Here is a 13,261-nt window from a genome sequence, read left to right on the forward strand (position 1 = left end):
GCCGCCTAGAAATTGTCCAGAACCCGAATACGCCATCCAGAATTTTGGAACAGTTAGCCAAAGATGATGAACTTTGGGTTCGTTTAGGAGTTGCTGCAAACCCCAAAACACCAGGAAGAATCCTAAGCAAATTAGTTGAGGATAATTATGTTTTGCTCAACCCAACTTTAAATAAAAAATCCAATATTTCTATCAGTTATTTTACGGAAAATAATTATGCTTTGCTTACCAAGAAATTAGCTGTCAATCCTAATGTAAATGCCAGCTTACTCTCAGAAATATTAGCGCCTGAGACAGAGTTCTGGATTGGGTTGGAAGTTGCGGGTAACCCTAACGCACCTGCATCACTCCTAGAAAAATTAGCGACAGTTGAAGATTATATAATGTTACGAAAGTTGGCTTCAAATCCCAACACACCCCCCAACATCCTATTCCAGTTAGTGAGAAACGAGGATTTCAAAGTTCGTCAAAATCTTGCCTTAAATCCCAACACACCCATGAGCATTCTAGAAGAGTTATTAGGTGATCGCGAATTCGTTGTTCGTACCTATGCAGCTGTGAGGTACTTGGCGCAAAACCCTCAGGGTTTATCAGTGGTGCTGAAACATTGCGCCAAAGACTCTGCTACATCTTTTAACCGTCTACTTGTTCTGTTGCACCCTGAAATTCCAGGTAAAACGCTAAGCGAAAACTGTCGCTCCGAAGCATGGCTGCATCGTTATGCGATCGCGCAGCACGCTAATACTCCAATTGATACTCTTAAACTATTGGCTCTTGATGCCAACCGTGTTGTTCGTGCGGCGGCTAGAGCCAATTTAGAGAGCCACTAAAGTGGCTACTTCAAACAATGTCTATCCGAAAAAACTTACATGCTCTTGTCGTTAATTTTCGGTGACTTGGGGATTAGGTTGACTTAAAGTGGAATTTTTAGCTGGAGAAATACCGCTAATTCTCAAGACATCTGTAAAAGTTGGGCAGTAAGGGTCTAATCCAAAGGTTGCTGGACTAACGGGATTTTGATAGGTAAAATGCCGATAGTTCATGCTGAACCGATCCCATGCTGCCATCTGAATCCGGAACAGAACAATTAAGATGTCGGCAAGCCAAAGAGATAAGGGCACGCGAAAGTAAATTTTTTTATCTAGATAGGCACAAACTTCTTCCACCGCTTGATTAACCGTTAAGGGTTGGTTTCCTAAAACCAATCGGTGAGCCGATATCGATTCTGGGTCTTCGATCCAGTTGGGGTCGCGAGGATGGTCAACGAGGTAGTGCACCACCTGAGCAATATCTCGTCCGTGGATGAAGTGAAAGCTAGCGTCAGCTTTGAGCCAGCGAATTATGTCAACCCATTTCACAACATCTTGGATGCCAGAGGAGATATGGGAGTAAGGCTTGTTAACGTCTCCTCCCAATACGAGGGTGGGAAATAGAATGGTAATTTTGGGCGCGATCGCTAATTTCGGTAACTGCACTAAACATTGGTACTTGGAACGAATATACTCCGTTCCCAGTTGACCGGCTTCCTTGAGTATTTGGTTATTCCGATCTAGAACACTAGCGGTTGAGAAGTAAATGACCTGTTCACAAACCAACGGGTCGAGCAATTCCATTAACCGCATGGTTTTGACAACATTAATGTCAAACGATTCCTGTTGTCCTCCCCAAGCGGTTGCTGCCAGGATTGCCATGTTCATCGTCTTGAGCAAGTCAGCAAAGCGTTCAATCTGGCGCAAGTCTGATCGTAAAATTGTGACACCAGGACGAGCTTCGTAGTCAAAGCCCAGTTTATCTGGATTTCTGACTAACAGATACAGCTCGTGTTCCGTTTCCTGAATCAAGGCTTCGGCGATGTAGTGACCAATACAGCCACTGGCACCCGTCAAGAGAATCCGCTTGGGGGTCATGGACTTTTTGATTTGGGAGGTTAGATTTGGGATTAACTAATAGCTAGGAACAGCCAGTAATTGATCGGCTTGTTTGGCGGTTTCAAAGAAGAATCTCACATTGTCTTCGGGGGTTCCCGGTAAGACACCGTGACCGAGGTTAAAGATATGACCTTTTTTGCCTGCTTTCCGAATTGTATCGAGGATGCGATCGCGGATAAACTCCTGTGACCCAAACAGAACGCCAGGGTCCATATTCCCCTGCACGTTCATATCCCAGCCTAATCTTTGCCGTCCTTCAGCCATATCGACCGTCCAGTCTAAGCTGACAATATCGACGCCTGAGCGCCCCATTCGTTCCAGTACACCAGCACTACCGCTGATGTAGAGAATTAGGGGTGTATCTGGGTGAGTTTGTTTGACTTGCTGTACCACTCGTTGCTGATAGGGTAAGGCGAAGGTGTCGTAGTCTTGGGGACTCAGCTGACCCGCCCAAGAATCAAACATTTGCACGACCTGAGCACCATTATCAATTTGATAACGAACATAAGTCGCGATCGCATCTGCCAATAACCCTAGAAACTGATGCAGCATGGTTGGTTCTGAGAACGCCATACCTTTAATAATGGAGTAATTTTTCGAGCTTTTCCCCTCAATGGCATAAGCCGCTAGCGTCCAGGGAGCACCGACAAAACCCAGCACTGTGCTTTGGTTGCCCACTTCCCGCCGCAGCGTCTGCAAAATCTCCCCAACAAACGAGAGTTTTTCTAACTCTAAAGGATGCAATTTGTCAAGCTGTTTTTGGGAACGAATCGGTGGGTCAATAATTGGCCCCTTGCTTTCGATGATGTCGAACGGAATACCTAGCCCTGGTAAGGGTGTGAGAATATCGGAAAACAAAATCACCCCATCCGGCTGAAACGCCTTCCAGGGTTGCAGAGAAACTTCTATGGCAATTTCTGCAATTTCCGAGCGATCGCGAAATGAAGGATATTTATCTCGTAAATCTCGATAAGCTTTCATATATCGACCCGCCTGCCGCATCATCCACACAGGGGGACGGTCTAATTCTTCACCACGCGCTGCCCTCAATAGGTAGGGAATCTGGGTTCCTCCAGTCATCTAATCTTTACCCTAAATAATTTTTAAATGCATTTGTTAGCTTATCATTCTCAGATTACTTAAAGGGTTGAAGGTTTAAGGTTAGGGGCTTGAAGGTTTGAAGATTGGATGGAACGTTCAACCTGCAACCTGCTAACCTGCAACCCTTCTTCAACTGACCAACTTTCAACTCTTGAGCTATCTGCCCCAACTCAGCGTACCTTGGTCTGCATCTAGCTCAACAAGCTGTCCTACAGGGAGAGCCGCATTAGCTCCTTCGTGACCAAAGGGGAGGTCACTGACAATGGGAACGTCCAGGTCACCTAAGCGATCGCGCAACACTTCGTCTACAGTCCAACTCGGTATATCCTTGGGTGGCTCACAGCGGCTGAAACGCCCCAAAGCAATGCCTCGAACCCCTTTAAACGCACCACTCATCCGCCACTGAGTCAACATGCGATCGATGCGGTAGGGGGCTTCTGTCACATCTTCTAAGGCAAGAATCACCCCTTCGAGAGCGGGTTGTACGGGTGTTCCCAATAGATGAGTCGCGACAGTCAGATTAGCGGGTAACAAAATACCATTAACCACTCCGCCACCCCAACCAACCCCTGTAAGGGGTTGGAGAGGTCCTCCTTCCACACAGTCGAACAACCGTTTGAGCGACCACTCAGGCTCTGCGGCTAGAGTGGTTAGTACCGGCCCATGAACACCGGAGATGCCACATCCACAAAGACTCCACAACAAGCCAGTAATATCAGAAAAACCAATCAGCCACTTTAGGGTTGAAGGTTGTTCGCATAGCGTTCCCCTTACTCCAAAGGAGTAGGGTAGGGGTGGGTTGGAAGACGGGTTCAATGCTTCAATCTTCAACCTGTTAACGTTCAACTTTTGAGAACTCTCCACATTCCCCTGAGCCGCATTCAACTCATCGGTTGATGACCATGTCCAGTCTTCTAGAAGTCTGGCGCTGCCATATCCACCTCTTGTACAGAGGATGCCCCGACATTCGGGGTCTTGCCAAGCTTCTGCTAACTGCTGGCGTCGTTCAGCGTCTTTCCCAGCGAGGTAACCTTCTCTGGCATCCCAGTTAGCTTGCAGTTCGACCCTGTACCCCTTGCTTCGCCAAATTTCCACACCCTTTTGGAAAGCCTCAAACTCTCGTAAGGCTCCACTTGGAGTAATCACTCGCAGTAAATCTCCTGGTTTTAGCGGAGGTGGTAGCTGGCAGTGCAAGTCATGAGTCATTGTGAATAAAAAGTTACAGGTTAGTCCGTTAGCAGGTTAGCAGGTTAGAAGACTGGTTGGAACCTTCTTCAACCTTCAACCTCAACCTTCAACCTTCAACCCTTCTAGCTCAACCGCGCTGTACATTCGAGAATCAACTTTTGATTAGCCAGAGCGTAAGGCTGAATTTCTAGAGCTTTCCGAAATGCTTGAATGGCAGCCCTGTACTCTCCCAATGCAGCATGACACAAACCCAGACCATGCAGTGCACCAAAATGAACCGGATTGAGTTTGATGACTTGCTGACAATCTGCTTTTGACTTGTTGTACTCTCCAAGAACAAAGTAAAGAACAGCGCGTCGATTCCATGCTTCTGCAAAATCAGGCTGATCCTTAATCAATTCGGTGAGCAATGCTTCAGCCTGCTTTACATCCCCAACGGTAAACAGGGTTTGGCTACGTTCAAGTAGTTCCAACCCATATTGTCCCTTTTGATGAAACCAAATGCGCCAGAGTTCTTCCGTTGCCTGATTGCGAACATGCTCGTCAGGGTTTTTCAAGTCTTCTAATAAGGCCTTGATTAATTGTTCATTCATGAATAGGCTGTCCTGTGTGGGAGCGTTGGTCAACTGAGTTTTCTAACCATTGTGTACTCTCGTAGCTGTCCCTGTTGCGGTACCTCTCTCATGAAGTGGTTTCAATCACAACTCGATGGGAGCGTTATTAAGGATTTGTTAGGCTGAAACAGCGTTATCTGTATCTGCCTAAAGAAATACCTGTGAAGACCTTTAATCGGTTAGGAATTGTCGTTACCACTATTGTGATTGTTGCGATCGCATTTACCCTAGCCACTCAATTTTTCCCAGTTACCATTGCCAGTGCTGAAGCCTTTGGTCATCCAGGGATTTGCCCAATTTGGTCGCCTTCAACCCTGACTTTTCTAGGTACTGCCTCTAATCCCACTTCAAAAGTATGGTTCACGGGTTCTAATGGCATTCTGGGCGAGGTATTTTACCCTGGAGTAGACAAGCCAGCAACGGTAGACTGGCAGTTTTTAGTGGGGGATGCTGGCAATACCTGGGTTGATGAAGAAAAGCGGGATACTACTAGTCAGGTTACTCTAAATCATCCTCATTCGCTCTCTTGGATGATCAATAACACCGCTAAAAGCGGCTTGTATCAGATTCAAAAGCTGATTTTTACCGACCCCAACCGTAATACTTTAATCCAGCAGGTGACTTTCACCGCCTTAAAGGGAACCCTCGCAGACTTCAACCTTTACACCCTGTATCATCCTGCTATTGATAATGAAGGACAGGCCACCACTGGTTACAGCACGACCTACAAGGGGAGAAAAATGCTGGTGGCTAAAAACTCAAGTAGTGGTCAGGCATCAGCGCTAGCAAGTTCCCTTCCCCTCAAAGCGGGCATGATGTCCAATGGATTCGTCGGACACAGCGATGGTTGGCAAGACCTCAAGGGCGGTAGAGGTGATTTTACGATGAACTGGACTTATGAGTCAGCCACGAATGGCAACATTGCCCAGATGGGAATGTTCGACTTGACTCCTTACGGCGACCAAAAATCGCTCACTTTCAATCTGGTACTCGGCTTTGGCAACAGTGATGCTGAGGCGGAAGCTCTGGCAGTAGAAACGCTAAGTGATGATTTCTCCAGGATGCTGTTTACCTATAACACTCAATGGAACAGTTACACGGATAGCCTCAATAGATTTGGTGGTACCGCCGACCAGCAGTACTACGTTGCGGCAATGGCAATTAAGGCCGCGACGGATAAAGCTACGGGTGCCATTGTTGCAGGTTTGGGTAATCCTTGGGGTAACTCAAACTACTCAATCTGTACGCCGTTTGGTATCCCTATGCAAGGCGGCTATCACCTCGTTTGGCCTCGTGACTTGTATCAAATCGCTAGTGCTTTGATTGTGGCAGGTGATACAGCTACGGCTTCCAAGTCACTGGACTGGTTGTTGACTACTCTGCAACAACCGGATGGCCATTTTGTCCAGAATGCCTTTCTGGATGGTACGCCTTACTGGAATAGTGTGCAAATGGACGAAACGGCTTTGCCCATTGTCCTCGCTTGGAAACTCGGTCGTACTGATGCCGCTACCTATACCAAGCACATCAAACCAGCAGCGGATTACATTGTGAAACATGGCTCCGTAACGCAGCAAGAACGTTGGGAAGAAAACTCTGGCTACTCTCCTGGTACTATAGCGGCTGAAATTGCAGGTCTAGTTTGTGCAGCAGACATCGCCAGAGTGAACGGTGATACAACGAGTGAAGCGAACTATCTAGCGACCGCAGACTCCTGGCAGAGTAAAGTGGAATCCTGGACGTACACGACGAGTGGTTCTATCGGAAATGGGCAATATTTTGAACGGATTGATGATAATGGCAATCCCAACGATGGACACCCGTTATTCATTAGTAATGGAGGTGGGTTTTATGACGAACGTTCAATCGTAGACAGTAGCTTTTTAGAACTAGTGCGTCTAGGAGTAAAAGCGTGGAATAATCCCTATATTCTTTCCTCGATCGCAGCAATTGACTCGACGATCAAGCAAACAATTCCGGGCAAAGGAGACGGCTTTTTCCGTTACAATCACGACGGCTACGGTGAAACGTCCACGGGAGATGACTATACGGGTGCTGGTATCGGGCGTTTGTGGCCTATTTTTACAGGGGAACGCGGTCATTTTGCCATTGCCAGCGGTGAGAAGGCTGATGCTTACTTAGCAACGATGCGTGCCTTTGCCAACAGTTCCTACATGATTCCGGAACAAGTCTGGGACAATAACGCACCTTCTAGCTACACTCCTGGAACTCCGACTAAATCAATGACACCGCTTTCTTGGTCAATGGCAGAATATATCACGCTGTTGGCATCGAATTACACAGGTCAAGTCATGGATATGCCAGCTATTGTTTATCAGCGCTACGTAAAAAACTCAGCTGAGAACAAAAATGCTTAAGGCCGTTAGCCAGCGCTAGTAGATAATGGCAGTGATACAGTTACCGTTGTACCGACATTAACCTCGCTGTCAATTTGAATCTCTCCGCCCGATAATTCCACGCATCTATTGACAATGGCAAGACCTAAGCCCGTTCCTTCAATCCGACCCACATTGCTACAACGGCTAAACGTTTCAAACAAGCGATTTCGCTCTTTTGCTGGAATACCAATTCCCTGGTCTTGGATTCGGAAGATTGTTGTATTATCCTGACAAACTAAGCTAAATCGAATTTTTTTTCCATCAGGAGAATATTTCAGAGCATTGGAAAGGATATTAGTAAGAATATGCCGTAATAATCCTTCATCCATTTCTACTTGAGTACAGTTTCCCTGGCAACTAAAGCTAATAGGATGTTTGTTATTGTCGCCAAGCTGCATGGCTTCTGTTAGAGAGCGGCAAAATTTCTCTAAATTTAAGGGAGTCGGCTCATACTGAAATTGTCCAACTTCCGTTTTACCCAAAAGCATGACCTCATCGAGCAGTTGAGTCATATTATGAATGCTCGTGTTCATTTGCTCAAAACACTTAATTTTTTTGGCTGGGGTCAACTTGTCCTCAAAATCTTGCAATAACTGAGACGTTAATCTTAATGTCGTTAAAGGATTGCGGAACTCATGGGAAACCATTGAAATGAAGGTAGACTTTAATTGGTTCAACTCTCTTTCTTTGTAGAATGACTGGAGAATTGCCGCCTCACTCTCCTTCAGCCGTTTGAGAATTTGGGATCGTTCAATGGTATAGCAGATAGTGCGTCTCAGTACTTGAATATTGACCTGATCTTTGACTAGATAGTCCTGTGCGCCTTTGGACATGGCTTGCAAGGCTAACTCTTCATCATCAAATGCTGTTAGAATTACAACGGGAACATCGGGTATAGAAGTACAGAACTGAGTAACAGTATCGACGCCATCAGAATCTGGCAAGCGTAAATCTAATAGGGCAATATCAAAGGTGCGCTCACGGCAGCTCTCAATGGCTTTACCTAATCGCTCAACATGAGCCAGATTCCACTTTCCTGAACCAGCACGCAAGAAAATTCGATGAAACAGCTCGGCATCGCTGGGACTATCTTCGACTAGCAGGGCGTGAATCAATAATTCATTCATAGGAAAGCTTAGATAGTAAGCATGGAGAACTTAAGAAATAAGAATTTTTGAGTCTTTCACACCCTTGGAAGTGATCTGAATCAATGGATGAGGGCTTTGGAGAGTATTTTAATCTATTTCAATCACTCGGCAACAGAACGGCTGCCAACCAAAACTCCTTAATCAGTTGTACGACATTAATAAATTGCTCAATATCTATAGGCTTGGTCACATAACAATTGGCATTAAGGTTATAAGAACGGAGTACGTCTTGCTCATCGTTGGATGTCGTCAAAATCACAATAGGAATGCGTTTCAAATCAGCATCTAATTTAACTGCTTCTAGAACTTCACGACCATCCATTCCCGGTAAATTTAGGTCAAGTAATATCAGATCAGGTCGTGGCGCATCGGTAAATTCTCCCTCGTGACGCAAGTATTCCATTGCAGTCTCACCATCTTCAACCCAATGTAAATTATTAGCAATTTTGGCTTTGCTAAATTCCCGAATGGTGAGATGGGCGTCGCTGGGCGAGTCTTCGACCAGCAGGATTTCAATGGGTCGGAAATTCTGATAATTTTTCATGAAAGCTTAGGGGGAGAGTGAAGTAAAAGGTTGTTCCCACTCCGGGTTCGGATTTAGCCCAAATAGACCCGCCGTGGCGAGTGACAATTTTCTTACAAATCGCTAGTCCAATCCCAGTGCCGGGATACTCTCGACGGGTGTGGAGTCTTTTGAAAACCTCGAAAATCCTTTCTAGGTACTGGGGTTTGATACCAATTCCATTATCTCGCACCTGAAACAGCCAATGGTTATCTTGTTGTTCGGCGGTGATATGGACTTGGGGCGGTTCGTTGCGATAGAACTTGATGGCATTGCCGATGAGGTTTTGTAATAGCTGAATTAGTTGGTTTTGATCGGCATTTACCGTTGGAAGCGGATCGGCTGTGATAGTAGCTTGGTTGTCTGCGATCGCTACCTGTAAGTTTTGCAAGGCTTGCTGTAAAACCACATTACAATCAGTAGGCGCGAACTCTTTACCGCGAGTTCCGACGCGAGAATAAGCCAGCAAGTCTTGAATAAGCTGCTGCATTCGCTTGGCACCATCGATGACAAATTCTGCATACTCTTGAGCCGTTTCATCGAAGCGCTCACCATACTCGTTCACTAGCAGTTGGGTATAGCCTGTAATCGCTCGTAGCGGTTCTTGTAAATCATGGGATGCAACATAGGCAAATTGTTCCAATTCCTGATTTGATCGCTGAAATTCTTGATTAAGAATGGCTAACTGCTCATTTGTTTGCTGAAGTTGCTCGTTGGTTTGTGCTAGCTCTGCCGTTCGCTGTTCCACTCTGGATTCTAGCTCCTGATTTAATCGCAAGATGGCCTTTTCAGCTCGTTTGCGATCGCTAATGTCGCGAATAACAGCGAGTAAACCCGTTGAATTGCCGTTCGCATCCCTGAGTACGCTAACTGCCGAATCGACGTGAATTTGGGAACCATCTCGCCTGACATGGATATTTTCTCCGTGCCAGGTACCTGTCGTCGCTAATGCGTGATGGGCTTTTTGCTGGTCGGCAGGGTTGTACCAGGAATACTGATATCCTTGGGAGAGGAAGAAACCCATGATTTCCTCGGCTTTGCAGCCATAAAGTTTTTCCGCCGCCTGATTCCAAAAAGTAACCCGTTTCTGAATATCAAGGGCAATGACGGCATTGCTCACCTGAGAGAGGATATCCGCCTGAAATTTAATCTGTGCCTGTGCCTGCCTGCGCTCGGTAATGTCTTCAATCGCACAGAGAAGGCAGGGTTTATTGGCGATGTGAATGGTTTCTGCACTAAGTCGGCACAGTCGAGCGTTACCGAACTTATTGATGAAATGGACTTCGCGATTTTTGATTGTGCCTTGAGATTTTAGCAACTCAATCATGTGTTCCCGCTGTTGAGCCGTTGGCCATATTCCCAAGTCCAGTGTGGTTTGTCCAATTGTCTCTTCAGGGGAATAACCCAACAAATCCTCAAAGCGTTGGTTGCAGTCTAAACAGCGTCCCTCTTCCAGGGTAGTGATTAGCATAGCCAAAGGATTACAATGGAATGCCTTGGCAAATTTTTCCTCGGAGATGCGTAGCGCCTCTTCCATTCGCTGGCGATCGCGCTCTGCTCGCAATGAGAGAATACCATAGCTGACATTATCCGCCAGTTCTGTTAACAACTGCACTTCTTCTGTATCAAAGGCATCAGCTCTGGTGGAATAGAGATTCAACGCGCCGAAAACTTGTTCGCGCTCGGTTAGAGGCACTGCCAGTGAGGACTGATACCCTCGTTTACAGGCTTCCTCACGCCAGGGAGCTAAGTTGGGATCGGTTAATATATTCTGAGCGATCGCAGGTTGTCCTGACCGAATTGCCCTACCCGTCGGCTCTTGTCCTCGCTGAGTATTAGCCCAGGTAATGCTTGCCCTTTGCACGTAACCCGCTTCATGCCCTGCATAAGCCACAGGTTGAATGGTTTTACCTTCGTCCTGTTGAACATACCCAACCCAAGCCAGATGATATTCTCCCAGATCGATCAGCAACTGGCACACTGTTTGTAATAAACCGAACTCCTCCGTGGCTTGAGCAACAGCCCGAATCGAAGCACTCAACACCCGTAACGCTCGATTAATAGCATTAAATTCTGCGGCTTCTGCTCGTTTGCGTAGTTCAGCTTGCCGATAGGCATCACTAATATCACGAGCAACCCAGACGACTGAATCATCGGGTAAGGGTGAAATCTTGGCTGTAAACCAAATTTCTTGGTCATTAATCCGTAGACTATAGTCAAAATCGATGGGTTGCTGGGTTGCCAATGCTTGTTGTACTTTACCGAACCAACTTTCACGGGTTTCTTCTTGCAGAAATTGTTTAACGGTTAAGTTGGCAAGATTGGTGTCCCAGGTGGGCGAATCGGTTGCTTTCGTAGGTACAACTTGGATGCTGTTTTTACCATCAATCACCAGTACAATGTCAACCATCGCCTCAAATATGGCACGCATTTGCTGCTCGGAACTGAAAAGCTTGTCTTCAAGCAACTGGCGCTCGCAAATTTCTTGTTGCAATTGCGTGTTCGCGTGCCTCAATTCCTGGGTTTTATCGGTGAGGGTTTGCTGCAAAAGTTCAATTGTGGAGTAGAGTTCCACTGGGTCTAGGGCGTGTAAAATACTACTTTGCGTAATAATGCCTGCTAAGTATCCAGCCTCATCTACAACCACCAAGCGCCGGATTTCCTGCTGTTGCATGAGCTGATTAGCTTGCCATAGGGTGTCACTCGGATGGATGGGAAGCAGTGGGCAACTCATCACAGCTTCAGCTGAAGTGTGGACAAAATTGAGTCCTTGGCTCGTAAATTTAACAATATCCCTTTCTGTAATAATCCCAACAGGTATCAATTGGGTTGCAGGTTGAAGGTTTGTTTGGGTTGCAGGTTGCTCTTTAGCAGGTTGCAGGTTGGTTGGGTTTGAACCTTCAACATTCAACCTTCCAACATTCCAACCTTGCTGTGAACCTTCAACATTCAACCTTCCAACATTCAACCCTTCTAAAGGCTGACAAATCACGACACAGCTTTTACGATGGGTTGCCATCTGCTGCGCTACTTCAAAAACTGAGGCCGTGATTGGGGCGGTAATCACCTCAGTTGTCATCATTTCCCTGACGCGCCGTAGTTGCAATAGGTCTGTGGGTTTGAGAATTGCCCTTAAACTTTCGGGGGTCACAATACCCAGTACACCCCCCTGGTCATCAAGGATGGGTAAATGACGAATCTGAGCGCATCGCAACTGAGCGAGTAATGAGAAAATATCGCAGATTTCTGCAAGAGGAAGGGTAATCAATTCCTCGGTCATAACCTGGGAAAGGGCAATCCCCTCTAAGGCCATCTGATGAGCTGTGATTCGGACGACATCTCGCTCCGTGAAGATTCCGACTACTTTCTGCTGATCTACGATTAAAGTACAAGTGGAGCGATGCTGACTCATCGCTGCGATCGCTTCCATCACGGGAGTGTTAGAAGGCATCATCAGGGGATGCTTGTTGATCGCTTGCTCGAGTTGAATTGAAGCGTTTATTGACATAGGTTGTGAAGGGATGGCGCGAATAGGAGAGCGATCGCCTTAAAGCCGTGACCAGTGAACAGTTATCAGTGACCAGATAACAGGAAGGGGATGGAACCCCAACATAATAACTACCACCTTTCTTATAGGGGATTTTTACTCCCACCTTTGGGTTCATCAGCGACCAACTGTTCACTGTTCACTGTTAAAGCCTATTCACTTTACTTAAAATATCCAAGAACCACTGTTCCATGCGATCGCCCATCGCATGATTAGAATATTCGGCTTCTACCCTTTGGCGGCAGGCAAGGCGATCAATTGTATCTAATTTTCCCAATGCCTCGACCAATCCTTCGACAGAATCAGGTTCCACTAAAAAGCCAGTTTTCCCATCTTCGATGATTTCTGCTGGTCCTCCACGACGGTAGGAAATCACCGGCACTCCACAAGCAAGAGCCTCAATGGCTACATTTCCAAACGCTTCCACCCAACGCGGCGTCATCAACAGTGCGCGACACTGACGTAAGCGTTTTTGCAGTTCATCTGTGGAGAGAAACCCAACATATTCGATGGGAGCGTTTGGGTAATCGCCCAGAATCTGCTGCCAGTAGTCTTCATGTTGTAGGAACCCCATAATTTTGAGGGGAATTTCGGTTAACTGCGAGGCAGCGACTGCATCTTCTAACCCCTTTTCCGGCGCAATGCGACCAACCCACCCCACCCAAGGTGCTGGTTCGGCACAAAACTCATATAGGGACAGATCAATGCCATTTTTAACACACCGACAACGGTTGGCAAAGCTAAATGTTTCTGCCTGTGCTAGAGAGTGGACGC

General features: G+C 46.5%; 9 protein-coding genes and 1 pseudogene. 2 read left to right on the forward strand and 8 right to left on the reverse strand.

The window, feature by feature from the left end; all coding sequences use genetic code 11:
• Positions 1 to 830 (forward strand): annotated as a pseudogene (locus V6C93_RS12960) (hypothetical protein); the annotation flags it as partial.
• A 51-nt stretch (positions 831 to 881) separates the two neighbouring features.
• Here the strand turns inward: V6C93_RS12960 and V6C93_RS12965 are convergent.
• From V6C93_RS12965 to V6C93_RS12980, 4 genes are all read right to left on the reverse strand, one after another.
• Positions 882 to 1,907, reverse strand: a complete 1,026-nt coding sequence (locus V6C93_RS12965) for an NAD(P)-dependent oxidoreductase (protein WP_333477073.1) — start codon at positions 1,905 to 1,907, stop codon at positions 882 to 884.
• 36 nt (positions 1,908 to 1,943) lie between these two features.
• The gene (gene hemE, locus V6C93_RS12970) at positions 1,944 to 3,008 is read right to left on the reverse strand and encodes a uroporphyrinogen decarboxylase (RefSeq protein WP_333477074.1); all 1,065 of its coding nucleotides are present in this window, start codon (positions 3,006 to 3,008) and stop codon (positions 1,944 to 1,946) included.
• A 177-nt stretch (positions 3,009 to 3,185) separates the two neighbouring features.
• Complete coding sequence (locus V6C93_RS12975; RefSeq protein WP_333477075.1) at positions 3,186 to 4,235, reverse strand: LD-carboxypeptidase; 1,050 nt, start codon at positions 4,233 to 4,235, stop codon at positions 3,186 to 3,188.
• A gap of 104 nt (positions 4,236 to 4,339) precedes the next feature.
• The gene (locus tag V6C93_RS12980) at positions 4,340 to 4,810 is read right to left on the reverse strand and encodes a tetratricopeptide repeat protein (protein WP_333477076.1); all 471 of its coding nucleotides are present in this window, start codon (positions 4,808 to 4,810) and stop codon (positions 4,340 to 4,342) included.
• A gap of 182 nt (positions 4,811 to 4,992) precedes the next feature.
• On the opposite strand from V6C93_RS12980, the gene V6C93_RS12985 reads away from it, so the two are divergent.
• The gene (locus tag V6C93_RS12985) at positions 4,993 to 7,209 is read left to right on the forward strand and encodes a glycoside hydrolase family 15 protein (protein WP_333477077.1); all 2,217 of its coding nucleotides are present in this window, start codon (positions 4,993 to 4,995) and stop codon (positions 7,207 to 7,209) included.
• Between the two features lie 5 nt (positions 7,210 to 7,214).
• Here V6C93_RS12985 and V6C93_RS12990 read toward each other — a convergent pair whose 3' ends face one another.
• The 4 genes from V6C93_RS12990 to V6C93_RS13005 form a co-directional block, all read right to left on the reverse strand.
• Complete coding sequence (locus tag V6C93_RS12990; protein ID WP_333477078.1) at positions 7,215 to 8,357, reverse strand: hybrid sensor histidine kinase/response regulator; 1,143 nt, start codon at positions 8,355 to 8,357, stop codon at positions 7,215 to 7,217.
• 118 nt (positions 8,358 to 8,475) lie between these two features.
• Entirely contained in the window at positions 8,476 to 8,922 is a 447-nt protein-coding gene (locus V6C93_RS12995) for a response regulator (RefSeq protein ID WP_333477079.1), read from the reverse strand.
• Positions 8,891 to 12,448, reverse strand: a complete 3,558-nt coding sequence (locus V6C93_RS13000; RefSeq protein ID WP_333477080.1) for a PAS domain S-box protein — start codon at positions 12,446 to 12,448, stop codon at positions 8,891 to 8,893. The genes V6C93_RS12995 and V6C93_RS13000 overlap by 32 nt, the downstream gene beginning before the upstream one ends.
• Positions 12,449 to 12,632: 184 nt before the next feature.
• On the reverse strand, positions 12,633 to 13,261 hold a 629-nt coding region (locus V6C93_RS13005), incomplete at its 5' end, for a glycosyltransferase (protein WP_333477081.1).

This window comes from Allocoleopsis sp. (assembly GCF_036703385.1).
Classification (GTDB): domain Bacteria; phylum Cyanobacteriota; class Cyanobacteriia; order Cyanobacteriales; family Coleofasciculaceae; genus Allocoleopsis.